The organism is Ursidibacter sp. B-7004-1, from assembly GCF_053654055.1.
Window position 1 is genome coordinate 16616 of sequence record NZ_JBSIUP010000013.1, and the last position, 20595, is coordinate 37210.

At 36.1% G+C, this 20595-nt stretch carries 21 protein-coding genes; 7 read left to right on the forward strand and 14 right to left on the reverse strand.

The window, feature by feature from the left end:
- Positions 1-62: 62 nt before the first annotated feature.
- From dapA to mepM, 7 genes are all read right to left on the reverse strand, one after another.
- The gene (gene dapA / locus ACWIW0_RS05890) at positions 63-950 is read right to left on the reverse strand and encodes a 4-hydroxy-tetrahydrodipicolinate synthase (RefSeq protein WP_454452595.1); all 888 of its coding nucleotides are present in this window, start codon (positions 948-950) and stop codon (positions 63-65) included.
- Between the two features lie 113 nt (positions 951-1063).
- On the reverse strand, positions 1064-1582 hold the full coding sequence (locus tag ACWIW0_RS05895) for an N-acetyltransferase family protein (protein WP_454452596.1): 519 nt from the start codon (positions 1580-1582) through the stop codon (positions 1064-1066).
- Positions 1583-1594: 12 nt separating this feature from the next.
- Positions 1595-2413 (reverse strand): pyridoxal phosphatase, encoded by an 819-nt coding sequence (locus tag ACWIW0_RS05900; protein ID WP_454452597.1) that lies wholly within the window; start codon positions 2411-2413, stop codon positions 1595-1597.
- A 73-nt stretch (positions 2414-2486) separates the two neighbouring features.
- A complete protein-coding gene (locus tag ACWIW0_RS05905) occupies positions 2487-3335 on the reverse strand; it encodes an OmpA family protein (RefSeq protein ID WP_454452598.1) in 849 nt (282 codons plus the stop codon).
- Between the two features lie 124 nt (positions 3336-3459).
- Complete coding sequence (gene recJ / locus ACWIW0_RS05910; protein WP_454452599.1) at positions 3460-5175, reverse strand: single-stranded-DNA-specific exonuclease RecJ; 1716 nt, start codon at positions 5173-5175, stop codon at positions 3460-3462.
- A 73-nt stretch (positions 5176-5248) separates the two neighbouring features.
- The gene (dsbC, locus tag ACWIW0_RS05915; RefSeq protein ID WP_454452625.1) at positions 5249-5917 is read right to left on the reverse strand and encodes a bifunctional protein-disulfide isomerase/oxidoreductase DsbC; all 669 of its coding nucleotides are present in this window, start codon (positions 5915-5917) and stop codon (positions 5249-5251) included.
- 29 nt (positions 5918-5946) lie between these two features.
- Positions 5947-7494: a murein DD-endopeptidase MepM gene (gene mepM / locus ACWIW0_RS05920; protein WP_454452600.1), complete on the reverse strand. Its 1548-nt coding sequence runs from the start codon at positions 7492-7494 to the stop codon at positions 5947-5949.
- 153 nt (positions 7495-7647) lie between these two features.
- Between mepM and znuC the strand changes: the two genes are divergently transcribed.
- The 3 genes from znuC to ACWIW0_RS05935 all read left to right on the forward strand — a co-directional run bounded on the left by znuC (position 7648) and on the right by ACWIW0_RS05935 (position 10160).
- Positions 7648-8433, forward strand: a complete 786-nt coding sequence (gene znuC / locus ACWIW0_RS05925) for a zinc ABC transporter ATP-binding protein ZnuC (protein WP_454446877.1) — start codon at positions 7648-7650, stop codon at positions 8431-8433.
- Between the two features lie 17 nt (positions 8434-8450).
- Complete coding sequence (gene znuB, locus ACWIW0_RS05930; RefSeq protein WP_454452601.1) at positions 8451-9236, forward strand: zinc ABC transporter permease subunit ZnuB; 786 nt, start codon at positions 8451-8453, stop codon at positions 9234-9236.
- Between the two features lie 123 nt (positions 9237-9359).
- On the forward strand, positions 9360-10160 hold the full coding sequence (locus ACWIW0_RS05935) for a class II glutamine amidotransferase (RefSeq protein WP_454452602.1): 801 nt from the start codon (positions 9360-9362) through the stop codon (positions 10158-10160).
- An 82-nt stretch (positions 10161-10242) separates the two neighbouring features.
- Here the strand turns inward: ACWIW0_RS05935 and ACWIW0_RS05940 are convergent, their stop codons facing one another.
- The 6 genes from ACWIW0_RS05940 to ACWIW0_RS05965 form a co-directional block, all read right to left on the reverse strand.
- Entirely contained in the window at positions 10243-10455 is a 213-nt protein-coding gene (locus ACWIW0_RS05940) for a sulfurtransferase TusA family protein (RefSeq protein ID WP_454452603.1), read from the reverse strand.
- Entirely contained in the window at positions 10455-10967 is a 513-nt protein-coding gene (locus ACWIW0_RS05945; RefSeq protein WP_454452604.1) for a hemerythrin domain-containing protein, read from the reverse strand. Before ACWIW0_RS05945 ends, ACWIW0_RS05940 begins: the two co-directional genes overlap by 1 nt.
- Positions 10960-12117 carry a tRNA guanosine(34) transglycosylase Tgt gene (tgt, locus tag ACWIW0_RS05950; RefSeq protein ID WP_157394455.1) on the reverse strand — a complete coding sequence of 386 codons (1158 nt, stop codon included), beginning with the start codon at positions 12115-12117 and terminating at the stop codon, positions 10960-10962. The genes ACWIW0_RS05945 and tgt overlap by 8 nt, the downstream gene beginning before the upstream one ends.
- 308 nt (positions 12118-12425) lie before the next feature.
- On the reverse strand, positions 12426-13307 hold the full coding sequence (metF, locus tag ACWIW0_RS05955; RefSeq protein WP_454452605.1) for a methylenetetrahydrofolate reductase: 882 nt from the start codon (positions 13305-13307) through the stop codon (positions 12426-12428).
- Between the two features lie 440 nt (positions 13308-13747).
- Entirely contained in the window at positions 13748-14743 is a 996-nt protein-coding gene (gene epmB / locus ACWIW0_RS05960; RefSeq protein ID WP_454452606.1) for an EF-P beta-lysylation protein EpmB, read from the reverse strand.
- 9 nt (positions 14744-14752) lie between these two features.
- Positions 14753-15328 (reverse strand): hypothetical protein, encoded by a 576-nt coding sequence (locus tag ACWIW0_RS05965; protein WP_454452607.1) that lies wholly within the window; start codon positions 15326-15328, stop codon positions 14753-14755.
- A 183-nt stretch (positions 15329-15511) separates the two neighbouring features.
- Here ACWIW0_RS05965 and efp point away from each other — a divergent pair, with 183 nt between their 5' ends.
- The 4 genes from efp to ACWIW0_RS05985 all read left to right on the forward strand — a co-directional run bounded on the left by efp (position 15512) and on the right by ACWIW0_RS05985 (position 18072).
- Positions 15512-16078, forward strand: coding sequence for an elongation factor P (gene efp / locus ACWIW0_RS05970; RefSeq protein WP_157403487.1), 567 nt, complete (start codon positions 15512-15514; stop codon positions 16076-16078).
- Between the two features lie 127 nt (positions 16079-16205).
- Complete coding sequence (gene zapB / locus ACWIW0_RS05975) at positions 16206-16424, forward strand: cell division protein ZapB (protein WP_157393823.1); 219 nt, start codon at positions 16206-16208, stop codon at positions 16422-16424.
- 53 nt (positions 16425-16477) lie between these two features.
- Positions 16478-17056, forward strand: coding sequence for a thymidine kinase (locus ACWIW0_RS05980; protein WP_454450208.1), 579 nt, complete (start codon positions 16478-16480; stop codon positions 17054-17056).
- Positions 17057-17304: 248 nt separating this feature from the next.
- A complete protein-coding gene (locus tag ACWIW0_RS05985) occupies positions 17305-18072 on the forward strand; it encodes an FNR family transcription factor (protein ID WP_454446015.1) in 768 nt (255 codons plus the stop codon).
- A 42-nt stretch (positions 18073-18114) separates the two neighbouring features.
- Here the strand turns inward: ACWIW0_RS05985 and ACWIW0_RS05990 are convergent, their stop codons facing one another.
- Positions 18115-20409, reverse strand: a complete 2295-nt coding sequence (locus ACWIW0_RS05990) for a DNA internalization-related competence protein ComEC/Rec2 (RefSeq protein ID WP_454452608.1) — start codon at positions 20407-20409, stop codon at positions 18115-18117.
- Positions 20410-20595 lie beyond the last annotated feature (186 nt).

The window sequence follows — 20595 nt, forward strand, 5'->3', positions numbered from 1 at the left end:
GTCACAATAAAGAGAAAAGTTACTTATCTCTAATGTTAGAGGTAAGTAACTTCTCAGTAAATTTAAACTAAACCTGCTTGCTGTAATGCGGCTAAAACTTTCGGTTGAGCAGACTCAGAAAGCGTTGTTAATGGTAAGCGTAGTGTCGGTTGGCTAATCAACCCCATTTTATAAGCTGCCCATTTTACTGGAATTGGGTTTGCTTCAACAAAAAGATCGTGGTGTAACGCCATTAAACGTTGGTTAATTTGTTCTGCTTCTTCAAATTTGCCTTCCAATGCTAAATTACACATTTTCGCCATATCTGCTGCTGCAACATTATTGGTTACAGAAATAACTCCTTGTCCGCCAAGTTTCATTGATTCTAAACCTGTTGCATCATCGCCACTCAAGAAAATAAAATCATCACCTGCAAGTTGTTTAATCAACGGTAAACGACTTAAATCACCTGTTGCTTCTTTAATACCAACAATATTTGGAATTTTTGCCAAACGCCCTACTGTTTCAGGTTTTAAATCACTACCAGTACGCCCAGGTACGTTATAAAGAATTTGTGGCAAATCAGTACTTTCAGCAATTGCTTTGTAGTGTAAATACATCCCTTCTTGAGTTGGTTTATTGTAATAAGGAACAACACTTAAACAACCAGCAACACCACTATCTGCTAATAATTTAGTCATTACAATTGCTTCACTGGTTGCATTAGAACCTGTACCAGCAATAATCGGAATACGCCCTGCTGCATATTCCACCGCTTTTTTAATTACCTTAACATTTTCATCAATACTTAATGTTGTAGATTCCCCCGTTGTACCAACAGAAACAATAGCGTGAGTACCTGATTTAATATGAAATTCAATTAAATTTTTTAATTCATCAAAATTGATTTCACCATCATTCATTGGGGTAAGCAGTGCGACAATACTGCCAGAAAAAAGTGGTTTTGCCATTGGTAGCTCCTGTATATTTTTATTGTTTTAAAAGTATTGATAGCTTGCAAAATTCGGTTTAAATATGCAAGCATTTTCTTAGGTTTTTGTAAAATTTTGCGTAAATCTTACCGCTATTCAATCCCTTTTTGGTAAGACATCATTACTAAAGTTCGCCACTTATCTTTTCCTTGTTCATCTTTCCCCATATTTGCAATATTTGGGAAACGTCCCCAACATTCAAATTGATGTTTCTTCATTAAATTCATACTAACTTGATTCAATTCGAAGACATATGCCATTAGGGTATTGATACCACAGGAGAGCATCTGCTCTTGCATATACTGAATAATTTGAGAACCGTAACCTTTTCCTTTAGCACCTTGGTCAAGATAAATACTAATTTCAGAAGTATGTACAAACGCAGGGCGTTCATAAAAAGGAGAAAAACTAAACCAACCAACAACCTTTTCATCTTCAACCACGCTCCAAAGCGGATATTGCTCGCTCTCTAAATGAAAATCAAACCACCCCTGGCGACTTTCAACTGTGGCGAAATAAAGATCAGCTGTTACCTGATGTGTTGGTATCGCTTGGTTATAAATGGCTAAAATAGCTTCAAAATCCGATGGAACGGCTTTACGGATCTGCATTTGAAATCGTCCTTATAGTGATAATAGTTGAGTTAATTCACGAGCAATACTATCTTCATTGTTTGAACCGATAGTTTTCTTTGCACTTTGTTGCACCTCTGATTCAGATTCCCCCATTGCAATTCCCATACCGACTAACTGCAACATACTGATATCATTAAAATTATCGCCAAATGCAATCACATTTTTAGGATCAATCTCTTCTCGTTTTAATAATTCTGCCAAACAAGCACCTTTACTATTTCCTTGAGCTGTAATATCAACTCTATCAACCCAAGACCACTCTGCACTAAATTGATCAAGCGGTAATTTTTGCACAAAATTTTGCATTTTTTGTTTATCTGGATCACTAATCAATACTTTCCAAATGAGTGTTTTTCCATCTAAAAAATTTTCAAAACGAGCAACCTGATGAACATCGGGGCGTACCCTTTCATCACAACTATTTACCCAAGTGAGTAATTTGTTGAAATGGGGATTAAGTACTTCATAAGTCATACTATCTCGAGTATAAACTGCAATATGAATATGTTCTGCCTTAGCTGATGAAATAAGATAGCTAGCTTGTTCTGTTGTTAAGGGTTTAGAAGCAAGCACTTCATCTTTTTGGAAGTCATAAAGATAAGTACCGTTACAACACACAACCGGGGTATCTAATCCCAACTCTGCATAATAAGGACGTACTGCAGTATGATGTCTGCCTGTTACAATAAAAACTTTAAGCCCTTTTTGTTGAGCCTGTTGAATTGCTAACTTGCTTGAATTTAAAATTGTACCTTGACTAGAAAGCAATGTACCATCTAAGTCGAAAGCAATAGCCTGATAAGACATATAATTTCCCCCAAATAAAAAAGGATGATCGCTCATCCTTTCTATTTTACGCTTTTATTGCTAATTTCGGTAATTATTTATTACCGTTGTATGCAGGTGTTTGATAAAGTGGAGCTGGACCATTTGGACCTGCAACATTGCCACCTTCATTTTGTTTTACTACACCACCATTTGCAGAAATTTCTACACGACGGTTTGGACGTAAACAATCACGTAATGCTTGGCCAGTCTCACCATCACACGCTTTAACTTGGTTTGCTTTACCATAACCTACCGCATCTAATTGAGCTGTTACACCTTGTTCAATTAAGCGAGCTTTAACCATATTTGCACGACGTTGAGATAAATCTAAGTTATATGCTTCTGAGCCTAAACGGTCTGTATAACCTGAGATTTTAGCTTGTTGAGCACCAGATGATTTTAATTGTGCAGCCACATTATCAACAACTTCCTTACCTTTTGCAGTTAATCCATCTTTATCGAAATCGAATAGGAAATCGCCGCTTAAATTATAAGATGAATTACCATTACAACCATTTGGATACCAGAAGAAACTTTGTGCATTCATATTTTTATCAAATAGAATCTTATATTGGCAGATCTTATGCTCACCATTTTCACGATAGTTAAATACGTAGTCCCACTCACGAACGCCATATAAGCCTTCTGCAAAATGAGGACGTCCGATTAGGTTATAAAGTTGATCTTTATTCATACCACGTTCGATTTGACGAACGTTTTCCCAGTTTGGCCAAGAACCAAATTGAGAACCATCATGGTTAAATTTTGATTTTTCAACTTTAGGAAATACTGGATTTTCAGTAGTACCTTCAGCAGATACGTTGCTTAAATTACCACACGCAGATACTGCTAACGCAACACAAGTCAATAAAAAACCACGAAAAACTTTGCTTTCTTTCATCTAAAATTATTCCTTATAAAAACACTTTAAAGGTTATTAATATTTTATTGCTAAATACCTACTAAAAGGATCGAGCTTTTTCATTATACACCATAAAATAGATTATAGCTAATATTTCAACCAATCATATTGATAGCCATTCGATCAGTAGCTGTATAGATCGATTTCCTCTAAATTCATTAATATCTAACTTATAAGCTAATTTTGCTTTTTTTATTGACATATCGGGATATTGCCTTACATCTACATTAAACCAAATGGCATCAAATAACATACCATCACTATTTTCAACTAACATTTTTAAATGTTTTTCTCCCACTAAACGTTGCTGAAGAATATTAAAATCACCTTCAAAAGTAGGCTCTGCAAAATGTTGCCCCCAAGGCCCCGCTTGTTGTAATAATTCTGCCGTTTGTAAGGTTAATTCAGAAGAAGCCAATTCACCATCAGTATAGATGATCCCTTGTAACTGCTCGGGCTGAATAAAAGTTTTAATCGTTTCATCAAAGGCTTGTTGAAATTGTAAAAACTTATCACTATGAATGGTTAAACCAGCCGCCATTGCGTGTCCGCCAAACTTCACAATAAGATTTGGATAATTGACATCAATCCGTTCGAGTAAATCACGAATATGCAACCCCGCAATTGATCTTGCTGAACCACGTAAGAGTTTTCCATCTTCACCTTCTTGTGCAAAGGCAATAACAGGGCGATGAAACTGATCCTTAATTCTTGATGCCAAAATACCAATCACGCCTTGATGCCAATCAGCTTGATAAAGCACTATCCCACTCACTTGCTCACTATCAGCTAAATTAGGCAATTTGGCACAAATAGCTAGTGCTTCTGTTTTCATTTCTTGCTCAAACTCTTTACGGGTCTGATTTAAAGAATCAAGCTCTAAGGCGAGTTGTCTTGCCGTAATAAGATCGTTACAGATCAACAAATCTACGCCTAACGACATATTTTCTAATCGTCCCGCCGCATTTAAACGTGGAGCAATAGCAAAGCCTAAATCACCTACTTGTAAACGAGATAGTTCTCTTTTACTAATTTCTGCTAAGGCTTGAATGCCTACTCGGCACTGCCCTGCTCGGATACGGTTTAATCCTTGAGACACTAAAATACGATTGTTATGATCTAAAGGAACCACATCTGCGACTGTTCCTAATGCAACTAAATCAAGCAACTCCGAGATATTTGGCTCTTTGCCATTAAATACATTATGTTCTCTTAATTTTGTTCTTAATGCTGCCATCACATAAAAAATAACACCTACACCTGCAAGCGATTTAGAAGGAAAGCCACAGAAAGTTAAGTTAGGGTTAATCATTGCATCAGCATTTGGCAAGTTATCTGTGGGTAAATGATGATCGGTTACTAAAACTTTAATGGATTTTGCTTTAAGGAGATTGATCCCATCAAAAGATGAAATTCCATTATCAACGGTTAAAACTAAATCTGCACCTTGAGTAATCACATTTTCCGCTACGGCAACACTCAGCCCATAGCCCTGAGAAAAACGATCTGGAATAAGATAATCTACGTTTTCAAAACCAAATTGGCGTAATGCTAAAATCGCTAAAGCGGTACTTGTTGCACCATCTGCATCAAAATCGCCAACAACGATAATGCGATCTTGCTTGAGATAGCTTTGATATAGCAATTCTACCGCTTTTTCAATATTAGCGAGTTGATTTGGATTATGTATTCCTTTAAGAGAAAGATCCAACTCGCAGGCAGAGCTAACGCCACGAGCTTGATAAATACGATTTAATAATGGATGCTCAGATAATTTTTCTGTGGTCGTAATCGGGCGACGTTTAATCAATTTTTTCATAATCAATAAGAAATTAAAGCGGGTAGATTTTGCAAAAAATTTACCCAATCCACCCGCTTAAAATACGATTAAGTTATTCGCTTAGCATTTTTGCTAATTCTTTTGGCTCAACAAAGCCAGGAATTAACTCCCCGCTTTCTGTAATAATATTGGGTGTGCCATTTACACCAAATTTCAACCCGAGCTGATAATGTTTTTTTACAATATTTGGTGTTTTCAATTCTTTTGGTAAATTCCCATTTTCCGCTTCATTCAAGGCAAATACTTTATCTTTAGCTGTCCAAATTGCTTCCATCTGTTTTGCTGTTTGTGTCTCCATACCGCCACGAGGGAAAGCTAAGTAACGAACAGTAATTCCAAGATCATTATATTCTTTAATTTTAGAATGTAGTAAATGACAATAGTGGCAAGTAATATCCATAAATACGGTTACTGTATGTTTTGGATTTGTAGCAGGATACACAATCATTTCATTACTCAGTGCATTTAGTTCTGATAGTAACGCATTATTTGTGATATCGACAACTTTACCATTTTTTAATTCATACACTGTCCCTTGAATAATAAAACGCCCATCTTGACTAATTTGTACGATACCTTGATCTGATATTGCTGTTCTAAAGCCTGGCAACACAGAGTCTGAAATTTTAACATTGGTTGCACCGACTTTTTCTAATTGTTTCTGTAAGTTTGTATTATCAGCTAATACAGATGTAGCCCAAAGTGATGTTGCCAACAACATAATTGTTTTGTTACTTATCATAATATTCCTTAAAGTTTTAATTGTGCTTCAATTTTTCTTGCTTTAACCAAGAATGCTTTACGCTCTTTTTCAGGCATTCCTGAACCTGTACCAGGTAATTTCACTGTCATTGGATTGACTGGTCGCCCATTGATATGAAATTCATAATGTAAATGAGGTCCTGTTGAACGCCCAGTATTGCCTGATAAACCAATTCGCTCCCCTTTTTTAACTGTTTGACCAGGGCGAACTAGTTGGCGACTTAAATGCATATATACCGTTGTATATTGCCCTCCGTGACGTAATTTAATATAACGCCCAGCCCCATTCGCTTGATAAGCAACGTGTTCGACCACTCCATCAGCAGGTGCAATAATCGGTGTGCCAACAGGCAAACCAAAATCCACTCCTTTGTGTGGAGCTACTCGACGAGTAACTGGATGTAAACGTCTAGGGTTAAATGGCGAAGATACTCTCGGTGTAGATTGCAATGGGTAGCGAGCAAAGCCTCGTCCTAATGTTTCACCGTGTAAGCTATAATAACGTCCGTTATCTGCTTGAATAGCATAATAGCTTTTATTTTTACTTACTACTCGAATTGCTTCAACATTACCTAACTCTGTAACTTTACCATTAATATATTCACGCTTAACTAAAATAACAAACTTATCGCCTTTTTTCAGTTTATTCATTGCTATTTGCCATTGTAAACCCGCTGCTAACTGATTGATTTGACGTATAGATAATCCTTCTGCTTTTAAACTTGAAGTGAAATCACCGTTTAACGTACCTTTTACAACATCTTGCTTCCAAATTCCTGTCTTTTTAATTGTCTGAACACTAAACTGATTTTTTGACTTTCTCTCGAAAATCTTTTCTTCCTTTTCAGAGACTAACCAGTTCATATATTCCAATTCACCGTCTTTATCTAGCACCCAATAAAATTGCTGCCCTGTTTTCAAATCAGCTAACTGTGGAAATTTCTTCTCAAGAACTTTTGCAGTGGTTGCACTCAATCCAGACTGTTCTAACACATCTGCTAATTTATCACCACGAGTCACAGTGTAGCTAAATTGATTTTGAATACGTAGTGCTTCATCAGCAACATCTAAAAAACTCTCTAATGCTATTTCAGCTTCAGGGGATAATTTTTCTTGCTGTGCATTTTTTTGTGCCGCTTCATTTTGAATACGCTCAATAGTTTCATCATCAATATCATCTTGAGCAATAAAATCATCTTCATAAGAAGTCGCATTTTCATCTGTTGCTTCATTTGATTCAGGCTCATCAAATTCCCCATCCTGAATATCAATATAAGTCAATTCTTCATTTGCCATTAAAACAGAATGAGAAATCCCTTCCAAAGCAGAAGTTACATTGCCTTCTGATAAAGTATTTACTCTATTTTCGCTAGAAACCCAAATAACTTTCTCACTCACTTTGTTATTAGGCATTTCTTGTTTTTTCAAAACTAACACAATGCCAATGAAAATAGACGCTATAATCGTTAAAAATATAACGAGCTTTATCCTATTCTTTCTACGTTTCCTATCTCGTGCAAAAACAACATATTGCAAAGTATTATCCTATGTTTTCTCTTATCTTTATACTTATTTAAACAATCATTCAGCTAAGACCAAATAACGAAATAAAAATTCCATTATTGCTGGTTGTCAAAGCAAAAAAAATCCGTTAATTTTATCGGGTTATTCTATTTACACTCAATAAAAATGAACATTAAACAAATCAAACCGCTTTCAAATATGGCTCAGGCTTTAGTTACGCTTAAAGCGATCAATGTAAACTTCGGTAGCCAATCTATCTTACAAAATGTCAGTTTGAAGATTTACCCTAACACTATTACCACCATTGTTGGCCCTAATGGTGGAGGGAAATCAACTTTATTGAAAGTGTTACTTAAACTACTCAACCCAAGTAGTGGCAAAGTCATTCACCAAAAAAACTTAAAAATCGGCTATGTACCACAAAAATTGCACTTAGAACATTCAATCCCAATGACTGTACATAAATTTTTGTCACTCAAACCGAATGCAACAAAGCATTTAATAGATGAAGCACTAGCACTCTTTTCTATTACCCATTTGGCTAGAAATAGTATGCAAAAACTATCGGGTGGCGAATTACAACGAGTACTCCTCGCCCGTGCGATTTTAGACCGCCCACAACTATTAGTACTAGACGAACCAATGCAAGGTGTGGATATTACAGGTCAAACGGAACTCTATCAACTATTAAATAAAACAAGATCGTGGTTAAACTGTGCGATTTTAATGGTTTCCCACGATCTCAACATAGTGATGGCAAATACCGATGAAGTACTTTGCATAAATCGCCATATTTGCTGTGCCGGTTCACCTGACCGAGTATCATCAGATCCTAGTTTTATTCATTTCTTTGGCGATCAATTTGCTAAAAATGTGGCATTCTACGCACATAAACATAACCACCATCACAATCTACACGGGGATGTTTGTGATGGACATTGTCTGCATTAATTTTTTAAAGGAAAAATATGTTTGAAATCCTTTTCCCTGCTTGGTTAGCAGGTTTACTACTCGCTTTTATTACCGCACCACTTGGTGCTTTTGTTGTCTGGCGAAAAATGGCTTATTTTGGTGATACTCTTTCTCACTCGGCGTTATTAGGCGTTGCATTAGGTATATTCTTAGAAATCAATCCCTATCTTGCTGTGATTATAATGACTATCACGTTGGCACTCGGCTTAGTGTGGCTCGAAAAACATTCTAACCACTCTGCTGATACCTTACTTGGAATTATTGCTCACAGTAGTTTATCACTTGGAATTATCACCATCAGCTTATTAGATAACGTACGCGTTGATTTAATGTCATATCTTTTTGGTGATCTACTCGCCATTGATTTTAATGATGTCATATTTATTGGTGTTGGTGTTGTATTAATAGCAACTTTACTTGCTATTTTTTGGCAAAAATTTTTATCTATTACCATCAGCCCTGAACTTGCTCAAATAGAAGGATTAAAAGTTTCTCAATTACGCTTACTCTTGATGATATTAACGGCTCTCACCATTGCTTTAAGTATGAAATTTGTTGGTGCGTTAATTATTACATCATTACTCATTATTCCAGCTGCAACCGCCCGCCGTTTTGCTACTACACCAGAAAAAATGGTGGGATATGCTATTTTATTCAGTATTATATCTGTTACAGGAGGGCTACTTTTTTCAGGTTTAAAAGATACCCCCGCAGGCCCATCAGTAGTTATTTGTGCAAGTTTTCTATTTTTAATCTCACTGTGTAAAAAACAATATAACTAAGATCAATAATTCATAAGAATATAGTTGAATTTTTTGTAAATTTTGGTTTAAATCATACCGCTTGTTTAGTTATAACAAGCAGTGTGATTATTTGAATAATAAATAAAAAAAGTGAAGTAAATTATGTGCCAATTATTAGGAATGAACTGTAACACTCCAACCGATATTACCTTTTCTTTTGATGGGTTTCGCCGTCGTGCAGGCTTAACCGATCACCATACCGATGGATTTGGTATTGCCTTTTTTGAAGGAAAAGGTGTGCGAATTTTTCGAGATAACCGCCCAGGTGCATCATCACCAATGGCAGATCTCGTCAGCCAATATCGAATTAAATCTTTCAATGTTATCGCACATATTCGTAAAGCAACTTGTGGTGATGTAAATTTAGAAAATACCCACCCTTTTATTCGAGAGCTTTGGGGCGAAAACTGGGTCTTTGCCCATAACGGTACAGTAGAAGGTATTACCGTTTGCGAAAGTAATCACTACCAACCTATCGGCACAACCGATTCAGAAGCTGCATTTTGTTGTATTGCAGCACAGCTGAAAGAACGCTTTCCATCAAAACCAACAGAGAAACAAATTTTTGATGCAATTGTAGAAATTACGAGTGAAATTGCTAAATATGGCGTGCTTAACTTTATTCTCTCAAACGGGCATTGGATGATCGCACGTTGTTCAACGAACCTCTACTATGTATGCCGTAAAGCCCCTTTTGGCACAGCATTACGAGATGATGACGTAATGATTGATTTTCGCCAATACACCTGCGAAACAGACAAAGTAACGATTATTACCACCCAACCACTGACTAAAAACGAACAGTGGACAAAAATGAAAAACGGTGGCTATGTATTTTTCAAAGAAGGCGATATCCTTTATGAAATTGAAGGGACATTACCTGATAATTTAAATCACGTTTAATCTGTCTAATTTAACATCTCCGACCTTCATTGACTAAAAATGGGTGTAATGTATAAATAATATTTTTATCCATTACACCTCTTTATGCTTTATATAGAATCCACTTATGTAATTCTAGTTGAACAATAGACAAATCACCTTGTTGTTGGCAAAGTAGTTCGAAATCAGAAAAAATAGTATAAGGGGAAACTTTCAATAATAAGCGTTCCCCTTTACTTAATTGCTGAATAGCCCTTTTAGTTATCAATAACGGTAAAGGGCAAGTGTAAGCAGTAAGATCGAGTTGATAATCCATTAGGTTTTACGGCGTTCTGCCATTATTTTACCCATTGCATCAAGTTCATCGTGGTTTAAATGCGTACGCCCAAGCTCAAATAATGGTTCTTCAGTAGCAATATGCTGATCGTAACCTGCAACGAAACGAGCAATTAATTCGCGATCTACATTTTTACGTTGTCCTAACAATAGCTCATTTAACTGAACCGACAATAAATCCCAATTATGATGCAGATCGTGATGTTGCTCCGCTAATGTATCCACTGTTTGCTGAGTTTCAGGTAATTGCTTAATTAAAGCGGGAAAGAAATCCTTTTCTTCATCATCGTGATGTAAAGGTGCAGATTGATTAAAATAATTTAAGATCTGCTTTACATCATTCTGTACCGCCTGATTACACCCATTTTGTTCGATATAGTCAGGTAATATTTGTAGCTGTCGGCAAAAACTTTTCACTTTACTATGACAAGCATAAAGCATATCAATCGGTTGTTCCCAGCTAGCAAACTGTTGCGGTGATAAATTAAGCATTTTCATTTTCCTGATTGATTTGTAATGGTGGGACTTCTTTACCAATTTTTTGGTAAAACTCTACCACAAACTGCTCAAAACGATCATCTTCAATCGCTTGTCGAATTTGCTCCATTAAGCGTTGGTAATAGCGTAAATTATGAATAGTATTTAATCTCGCTCCTAAAATCTCACCACACTTATCCAAATGGTAAAGATAGGCTTTAGTATAGTTTTTGCAGGTATAGCAATCACATTCAGGATCAAGAGCAGTTGTATCATTACGATATTTTGCATTGCGAATTTTTACAATACCATTGCTGACAAAGAGATGTCCGTTACGAGCATTACGGGTTGGCATTACGCAATCGAACATATCAATTCCACGTCGAACACCTTCTACTAAATCTTCGGGTTTACCTACACCCATTAAATAGCGTGGTTTATCTGCGGGGATTTGTGGACAAACATACTCTAAAATACGGTGCATATCTTCTTTAGGTTCACCAACGGCTAAGCCGCCAACAGCATAACCATCAAAACCGATATTAACTAAGCCCTCTACGGAAATCTTACGCAATTCTTCATAAACGCCCCCCTGAATAATGCCAAAAAGTGCATTAGGATTTTCAAGTTCATCAAAACGATCTCGGCTACGTTTTGCCCAACGCAATGACATTTCCATTGATTGTTTAGCATAATCAAAAGTAGCAGGATAAGGTGTACATTCATCAAAAATCATCACAATATCTGATCCAAGATCGTACTGAATTTCCATTGATTTTTCTGGTGATAAAAAAACTTTTTCGCCACTAATCGGATTTTGGAAATAAACCCCTTCTTCCTTAATCTTACGCAATTTCCCTAAGCTAAATACTTGGAAACCACCTGAATCCGTTAAAATAGGGGCGTGCCATTGCATAAAATCGTGTAAATCACCGTGCTGACGCATAATCTCTTGCCCAGGACGTAGCCAAAGATGGAAAGTATTCCCCAATAAAATTTGTGCCCCTGTTGCTGCCACTTCTTCAGGTGTCATACCTTTTACTGTGCCGTACGTCCCCACTGGCATAAAAGCTGGAGTTTCAACGTGAAATTCGCCTTTAGGGCGAGAAAAAGTCAAACGCCCACGACGAGCATTTCCACTGGTTGTTTTTAATTCGTACTTCATTTTTCCTACAAATAAACAGTTTGTAAAATAAAACGCAGTAAGAGCAAATGGCTCTACTGCGACCGTTAGTTTCGTAGTATAGCTTAATTACCACTAAAATTCAGCTTGAAATCATAAGCGGTAAGTTTTAAGTTGTTTTTTGCAACACATTCAGAACAACTCACAGCTACAATTTTCATAGAGCATAAAATAAAAAATCTACACCTTAATTAGTTAGTTGTTTAGTCCAACTTTTGGGGTGCAGATTATTTTTTTATAGGCTTAAGTGAATTATGGTTTAGGATAATTTAATAAATTTGTATTTAATCTTACTCAGGACGAACACCTAAAGTATGGCAAATTGCGTAACTTAATTCAGAACGATTCAATGTATAGAAATGGAAATCTTTTACCCCTTCTTTTGATAAGATCTTCACCATATCCATCGCAATACTGGCTCCAACAAGATTACGAGTTGTTTGGTCATCATCTAAACCTTGATATACTTTTGTCATCCAACTAGGAATTTTTACATTAGTAATTTTTGCCATTTTCTCAAGTTGTTTAAAATTCGATACAGGTAAAATTCCGGGTACAATTTCCACATCAATACCTACCGTTGCACAGCGGTCACGAAAACGTAGGTAACTATCAATATCAAAGAAGAATTGTGTGATTGCTCGGTTTGCACCTGCATCAATTTTCTGTTTTAGATAAAGTAAATCAGATTGTGCTGACTTTGCTTCTGGGTGTACCTCTGGATATGCTGCAACTGAAATCTCAAAATCGGCAACATCTTTTAATAATGTAACCAAATCTGAGGCATAAAATGGTTTTTTCGTATAGCCAGCAGGTTCATCGCCACGCAATGCCACAATATGACGAATACCGCTATCCCAATAATCTTTTGCAATTTGGCGTAATTCATCGGGTGTTGCATCAATCCCCGTTAAGTGTGGTGCTGCGATAATACCCGTCTCTTGCTGAATTGTTTTTACAATAGAGTGAGTACGATCACGCTCTCCAGAATTTGCCCCATAAGTTACAGACACAAATTTTGGTTTAAGTACTTTTAAACGATGAATTGAATCCCACAGTAATGTTTCCATTTTCTCATTTTTAGGGGGGAAAAATTCAAATGAAACATTAATTTTGCCGTTTAAGTCAGCAACACTTTGATTTAAGAGATCAATTTCTTTTGCGTAGCTCATAAGTACCCCACTGATACATTTATTTGTTATATATGATGTTTAGTTTGCACACTGTACGCCTCTTTGGACGTTTAGATGGCTAAACTTTAATAAGTTATACCTATTATGTCAATTCCATTATTTTCATTTTATCTATGAATAAAATTCATAATAAAAATAAGCTATATGTCAGTTGATTAAGTTTGGAAAGAAATAGCTATAAAACATAGGATGAATTAGTTTTTTTTATCCGAAAAAAGCCAAAATTAAAAATAATGATAATTTATTAAAAACTTTTTGAACTTTTTTTCAAACCCTAAGTCTGACTATACGCTAAATGCTTAACTCTTGTAGCAAGTTTTTTTCATTTTTTAGGTAAAGACCTCCGCCGATACCACTTTGGTATCGGCTTTTTTTATCCAGTACACCTGATGAATGGTATGGAGGTTATCTATATCTTATTACCCCATCAACGTTTTATTTGGCTCGAAAGCGATTTCTCTCACTAACTTAGGCACTAAATAACCTGATGTGGTTCGTTGCAACTCTTTATAAATTTGAGCTACTTGCTGATCATCAATATAGAAATGGCTTGCCCCTTCTACTTTATCCAACAAATGTAGATAGTAGGGTAAAATACCGTAACTAAATAATTTATCACTCAATATCTTTAAAGTTCTCGGGTTATCATTCACATCTTTAAGCAATACGGTGTGATTTAGCAACGTAACATTCGCTTTTTTCAACATTTGCATTTTTTGTGCAAAAACATCATCAATTTCATTAGCGTGATTGATATGTGCGACAAACACAATGTTCAATTGAGAATTTGCAAACCGATTACAGAGTTCATCAGTAATACGATTTGGAATCACAACAGGTAATCGACTATGAATGCGTAGCGTTTTGATATGGGGGATTTGCTCTAATTTCGTTAAAATCCAATCTATTTCGTGATCTTTCGCCATTAGCGGATCCCCACCAGACAAAATTACTTCTTCGACTTCTTGATGTGTCGCAATATAATCAATACTCTGTTGCCAAGATGCTTTACCACTTTTAATTTCATCATAAGGAAAATGACGGCGAAAGCAAAAACGACAGTTAATTGCACAGCTATTTTTAAGCATAAATAACAAGCGATTGTGATATTTATGCAAAATATTAGGAGCAGGTGAATGTTGCTCTTCAAGAGGATCTTTTACAAACCCCTCTACCGCAATAAATTCTTGTTGGAGAGACATTGCTTGTAAAAAGAGCGGGTCATTCCGCTCTTTTTTTTGCATTTTTTCAGCAAAAGGGCGAGGAACTCGTAATGCAAATAATTTCCGAGCCTCAATATCTTGCTCAAACTCTTGTGGATCAAGCTCTAAAAAGTCGAGCAATGCTTTAGGATCATTAAAGGCTTGGGCTAAATCAATTAACCATAGCGGTTTGATTGAGTCAATTATTTGCATTATTGAGCCCTATTGCGTAATGATGCATTGCACAGGAGCATTATTTTTATCCACCATCAATGTTGGTGGAAGTTGGTTGTTAGTCGCACTAATGAGGTACTGAACCCCATTTAAGCAATAGCGAGAATAGCCTGCTGTTTTTTCAATTAAATTAGGATCTTGTGGATCGATAGATTTAAATGCTTGAACTGTTGATACATTTTGCACCTGTTGATTAAGCTGAGCAACAGGATTTACAGATTGTTGAGTAGAATCGACCGCTTGTTGTTTATTTTCTACTTGCTTATTTTCTTGAGCCTGTGCTTCCGTTGGTGAAAGCATATCGCTTAACAGATAACCTGCCGCAGCACCTGTTAAGAAGTTTGCTGCACGATTACCATTTGATTGAACTTGTTGTGCTGCTCCTGCTGGTTGCTGTGGAGTATTATTAAAATCAGCATCTTGCTGCTGATTCTTTTGTTGAGAAGTAGATTGTTGTGTACTTGGTTTTGTTTTTGCTACTCGCATTCCACCGCCACGTTTAGCTTCGGCAATCGTTGAAAGAGAAAAGAGTGCAATCGCTGCCACAGTAATGACTTTTTTCATTAAATATCCTTGTAAATGTAAGAGAAAAGTTAAATGCTAAAAAGCTTGCGGATTATACCTAAAAATAAATCCGTCGCCAGTATAAATAAACTTTTAAAAGTTTATTGATTTTGTTGTATCATATACGCCTTTTTATAAACCTTGCCTATTCAGGCATTTCATTTATCTATTTTGAGGATAACAATGGCTAGTTACAGCACTAACGACTTCAAACCGGGTTTAAAATTCATTCAAGACGGCGAACCTTGCGTTATCGTTGAGAACGAATTCGTAAAACCAGGTAAAGGTCAAGCATTTACCCGTACAAAAATCCGTAAACTTATTTCTGGTAAAGTATTAGAGATCAACTTTAAATCAGGCACATCTGTTGAAGCTGCTGATGTTGTTGATTATAACTACAATTACTCTTATAAAGATGAAGACTTCTGGTACTTTATGCACCCAGAAACTTTTGAACAAATTTCTGTTGATGCAAAAGCATTAGGCGATAACGATAAATGGTTAGTTGATCAAGCAGAATGTATCATCACTTTATGGAATGGTTCTGCTATCGGTGTAACACCACCAAATTTCGTAGAATTAGAAGTTGTTGAAACTGATCCTGGTTTAAAAGGTGATACAGCTGGTACTGGTGGTAAGCCTGCAACATTAAGCACTGGTGCTGTTGTTCGTGTACCACTTTTCGTCCAAATCGGTGAAGTGATTAAAGTTGATACTCGTTCTGGTGAATACGTTTCACGCGTAAAATAAGATGAAAAAATCCCCTAGCTTTCGTTAGGGGATTTTTTTATCATTATTTCAAAACTTTATAATGAAAACAGTGTCGTATTAGAGTAAAATCTTTCATATTAAGCACATTATAAAAGAGGGAACATTTATGTCAGTCACTATTTTAGATCAATTAGAAGGTAAAATTAAACAAGCTGTTGAGACCATTCAATTACTTCAATTAGAAGTTGAAGAATTAAAAGGTAAAAATGATGAAGCTAATCGTGCAAATGAAACATTACGTCAAGAGCACGAGCAATTAAAAGCAGAACATCAAGGTTTCCAAGATCGTTTACGTTCGCTTTTAGGTCAAATTGATAACGTTTAATTTCACAAATTATCAAAACGGCTAACATTGATTAGCCGTTTTTCTTTATAATTATGGCAAAGCTCTATTTTTACTATTCTTCTATGAATGCAGGGAAATCAACGACCCTGCTCCAGTCTTCTTATAACTACCAAGAAAGAGGTATGAATACCCTTGTTTATACTGCCGCCATTGACGATCGTTATGGTGTAGGAAAAGTTGCCTCTCGTATTGGTATATCTCAAGAAGCCGCACTATTTCATACCACAACAGATCTATTCAGTGAAGTTTCAGCTCACATTCAAAAGCAAACATTACACTGCATTTTAATTGATGAGGCTCAATTTTTAACGAAAGCACAAGTTTATCAACTGAGTGAAATTGTGGATAAACTCAATATTCCTGTTCTATGCTATGGGTTAAGAACAGACTTTCGAGCAGAATTATTCGAGGGTAGCCAATATCTTCTTGCTTGGGCAGATCAACTCGAGGAGTTAAAAACAATCTGTTATTGTGGTAGAAAAGCAAACTTTGTTATTCGCCTTAATGAACAGGGCGAAGCCATTGCTGATGGAGAACAAATTCAAATTGGGGGTAACGATACTTATCTTTCTGTTTGTCGCCGTCATTACAAAGAGAAACTTGTTAAATAAACAATTAGGGGAAATATTCCCCTATAAAATAATAGAATAATGACCTATTTTATTATGAGTAGGTATAAGTTCTATACACAAAAGCCCCGATTAGAATCAATAACATTACGATAATTTGTACCAATCTTTTCTTCGTTAATTTTTCTGCTGCCATTTTACTGCCCTTATTCCTATAAAATATATTAGTTCTCACTGCCCTAAAAAAGTGTTAAAATTTGCCCTAAATCAAATTTTGAGGCGATAGTACTATGAAAATTGTATCTGATTTCAAAGCAAATGGAAGAACAGCTTGCACCATTCACTGCCAAAATTGCAGTATAAGTCAGCTTTGCTTACCCTTTACGTTAAATGATCACGAACTTACACAATTAGATAACATTATTGAGCGTAAAAAACCTGTTCAGAAATCTCAAATCATTTTCAAATCTGGAGATGAGCTTAAGGCGATTTATGCTATTCGTTCAGGTACAATTAAAAGCTATACAATCAGTGAAAATGGTGAAGAACAAATTACTGCATTCCATCTACCTGGTGATTTAGTGGGATTTGATGCGATTATGGATATGAAACACGTTGGCTTTGCTCAAGCCCTTGAAACATCAATGATTTGTGAAATTCCATTTGAGATTTTAGATGATTTAGCGGGAAAAATGCCGAAGATCCGCCATCAAATTATGCGTCTAATGAGCAATGAAATTAAAACCGATCAAGAGATGATCTTATTACTATCTAAAATGAGTGCAGAAGAAAAATTAGCTGCATTTTTACATAATTTATCTCAACGTTATGCAGAACGTGGTTTCTCAGCACGCGAATTTCGTTTAACAATGACACGTGGCGATATTGGAAATTATCTTGGTTTAACCATTGAAACAATTAGCCGTTTACTCGGTCGTTTCCAAAAAAGCGGAATGATTACCGTACAAGGTAAATATATTACTATCAATAAAATGGACGAATTGAGTGAAATGGCAGGGGTTACAAAGCCTCAAATCCCTGTCGCTGTTCGAGCTTAATCAAATGATTTATTAAAAAGGCAATGCAAACGTATTGCCTTTTTAATTACCGAAATAGGTTTGATACCAAGGGTTCCACTTTGCTCTTGCTGTATTGATTTTATAACCCTGTTCATCAAAACTCACTTTAACCATTCCAGCTTTGGCTGTATTTAAACTGGTTACACCATAACTTGCTAAACGTTTCTCAACCTGTAAATTAGGTAATCGCCAAGGGTTCCATCTTCCTGCTGAAATAACTGCAAATTTTGGTTGTGTATTTGCCAATAACGTTTGGCTAGTGCTCGTATTACTGCCGTGATGTCCAACTTGTAGAAAATCAATATGCCCCACTTGATGAACAAATTGTCTCTCTTGCTGAACGCCACTATCCCCTGTAAAAAGTAGCTTATACTCCCCTAACGTAACTAAAAGTACACAAGAATCCTCATTCTTAGCCCGTTCAACTCGCTGTATTGGATAAAGTGCCTTTAACTGAATTGGTCCAAAGTACCACTCTTGTCCTTTAACACAAGGGGTAGATACCGTTTCGTTGTAACGTTTATTACTTGGAGAAATAAAAGCTGTTTTTGGAAATGCTGATAATATATCTCCCATACCACCTGCGTGATCGTTATCATCGTGACTAATAAAAATGGCTTTAACATCAATTCCTTCTCGTTTTAGATAAGGAATAATTTCAAGTTGAGCCATTGATCCACCACGCCAACTTGCTCCTGTATCATAGAGAATTGCCTTTTTCTGATTCTCTTCCCAATAAACCAATGCCATTGCCAACCCTTGCCCAATATCAAAATTAAGCCATTCGACTTGTGATACCTTTCCCCAAAAGTTAGGAATAATCTTTACAGTATAGAAAAAGAGTGGGATAAGCGGTGCGATCCACCACTTTTTTTGCCATTTCTGCCTAAATTGCCACAGATAAAGTAGTGCCAGTATAAGGAAATTTACACTTAACAGTTGCCATTGTTGCTGATAATTCAGATCAACCCAAGAGGTTAAAGGTTCAAGTAAAATAATACTCCAATTGGCTAACCAATCAGCGAACTGCCAAGTGTAAAACAGATTATCTGTTATCAAACTTACTAAAATTAAAGGCACTAATACCATACTATATAGTGGCACTATGATCACATTCGCCAATAACCCAAAGGTAGCAATACCATCAAAAAAATAGAGCTGCACAGGGGAAAAGATTAGCCAGATACCAAACTGTAAATGCAATAACCCACAGATAAAGCGGATAGATTTTGTTAAAAATTTACCAATACCTTTTGCTTGCCATTTAGCAGGTAAATATTTATCCATTGGGAAAAACTGATACCAAGTAATCAAACTGGCTACGGCAAGAATAGACAACCAAAAACTATCAGAAAGTAATGCCATAGGGTCAAGCAAGACTAATAACGCCACACAACGCCACCAAAGTTGCCAAGAAGTGTAATGCCTTCTAGCAACCTGACAAAGTAGCACCAAACAAATTGCAATTAAAGCTCTTACTGTTGGGATAGCAAAGCCTGCCAAAAAGCTATAACCAAAAGCAAAACCAAACCCAATACTTTTTGCAAAAAATGGATTAAATCTTACCGCTTGGCAAATACCCAAACGACATACAAACCACTGCCCTATTCGGGCAAATAGCACGCCAATACCCATTGCAAGTGCAATATGTAACCCTGAAATTGCGATTAAATGTGCAGTGCTAGTTTGTTGAAAAATATCCCAATGGGTTTGCTTTAACCAAGCTCTTTCACCAAAGGCTAGGGCAAGTAGTAATCCTTGCGTATCTAATTCACTAGTAGCCATTTTGGCTCTTTCTAACCAAGCAGTACGAAATGGTATTGACTGTTGTTCGAGCAAAATCGCTTTTCTAACCGTAGAGATTTGCTGAATATTTTGTGCAAAATACCATTTTTGTCGATCAAAATTCCCATCATTTAAACGGCTAGAAATCGGGCGAATGTTTAATTCTGCTTGATAAAAACGATCTAAATAAAGTGGTGTTTCACTCTGCCAATTCAAATAGATGCGTAACCCATTTTCTCGCTGAGCGATAGCCGTTTGATACTCTTGTTGTTTTAAAATTTGGACAATTTTAATAGTTTCATTCACTTTCTCTACTTGAACAAGATCAGCTTGTAAAACTTTCCCAAGTGTAATGGCATAGCTCAAAGCAACTGTAATTGCTAAAAATACATAACGAAATTGCCGCTTATATAAAGCAAAGATAAGGAAAATACCTGCTACACCTATTCCACCATATAAAAGTACTTTAGGCAGAATAAGAATAGGTAAAGTAGCAAATAGATAATAATAACAAAAACGATCTAAATTCATTGCGTGATACTCAACTAGAGTTTTTAGTATTACGCAAAATCGTCAAGAGGAAAGTAAAAAAAAAGGATTTGTCGATCGCCATCACAAAAATGAGAGTAATGAGGTGTAATAAACTGTAGAAGATCAAATCTAATCTGACAGCTTCCTATTTGGAACCAAGGTGCCTGTCAGATTAAATTGAGATTC

Coding starts and splice junctions, on each gene's coding strand:
- ACWIW0_RS05905 (WP_454452598.1), bottom strand. CDS start 3,335: ATGAAAGAAAGCAAAGTTTTTCGTGGTTTTTTATTGACTTGTGTTGCG.
- efp (WP_157403487.1), top strand. CDS start 15,512: ATGGCTAGTTACAGCACTAACGACTTCAAACCGGGTTTAAAATTCATT.
- tgt (WP_157394455.1), bottom strand. CDS start 12,117: ATGAAGTACGAATTAAAAACAACCAGTGGAAATGCTCGTCGTGGGCGT.
- znuB (WP_454452601.1), top strand. CDS start 8,451: ATGTTTGAAATCCTTTTCCCTGCTTGGTTAGCAGGTTTACTACTCGCT.
- recJ (WP_454452599.1), bottom strand. CDS start 5,175: ATGAAAAAATTGATTAAACGTCGCCCGATTACGACCACAGAAAAATTA.
- ACWIW0_RS05900 (WP_454452597.1), bottom strand. CDS start 2,413: ATGTCTTATCAGGCTATTGCTTTCGACTTAGATGGTACATTGCTTTCT.
- zapB (WP_157393823.1), top strand. CDS start 16,206: ATGTCAGTCACTATTTTAGATCAATTAGAAGGTAAAATTAAACAAGCT.
- epmB (WP_454452606.1), bottom strand. CDS start 14,743: ATGCAAATAATTGACTCAATCAAACCGCTATGGTTAATTGATTTAGCC.
- ACWIW0_RS05945 (WP_454452604.1), bottom strand. CDS start 10,967: ATGCTTAATTTATCACCGCAACAGTTTGCTAGCTGGGAACAACCGATT.
- ACWIW0_RS05940 (WP_454452603.1), bottom strand. CDS start 10,455: ATGGATTATCAACTCGATCTTACTGCTTACACTTGCCCTTTACCGTTA.
- ACWIW0_RS05895 (WP_454452596.1), bottom strand. CDS start 1,582: ATGCAGATCCGTAAAGCCGTTCCATCGGATTTTGAAGCTATTTTAGCC.
- ACWIW0_RS05980 (WP_454450208.1), top strand. CDS start 16,478: ATGGCAAAGCTCTATTTTTACTATTCTTCTATGAATGCAGGGAAATCA.
- ACWIW0_RS05935 (WP_454452602.1), top strand. CDS start 9,360: ATGTGCCAATTATTAGGAATGAACTGTAACACTCCAACCGATATTACC.
- dsbC (WP_454452625.1), bottom strand. CDS start 5,917: ATGTTGTTGGCAACATCACTTTGGGCTACATCTGTATTAGCTGATAAT.
- metF (WP_454452605.1), bottom strand. CDS start 13,307: ATGAGCTACGCAAAAGAAATTGATCTCTTAAATCAAAGTGTTGCTGAC.
- znuC (WP_454446877.1), top strand. CDS start 7,648: ATGAACATTAAACAAATCAAACCGCTTTCAAATATGGCTCAGGCTTTA.
- dapA (WP_454452595.1), bottom strand. CDS start 950: ATGGCAAAACCACTTTTTTCTGGCAGTATTGTCGCACTGCTTACCCCA.
- ACWIW0_RS05985 (WP_454446015.1), top strand. CDS start 17,305: ATGAAAATTGTATCTGATTTCAAAGCAAATGGAAGAACAGCTTGCACC.
- ACWIW0_RS05990 (WP_454452608.1), bottom strand. CDS start 20,409: ATGAATTTAGATCGTTTTTGTTATTATTATCTATTTGCTACTTTACCT.
- ACWIW0_RS05965 (WP_454452607.1), bottom strand. CDS start 15,328: ATGAAAAAAGTCATTACTGTGGCAGCGATTGCACTCTTTTCTCTTTCA.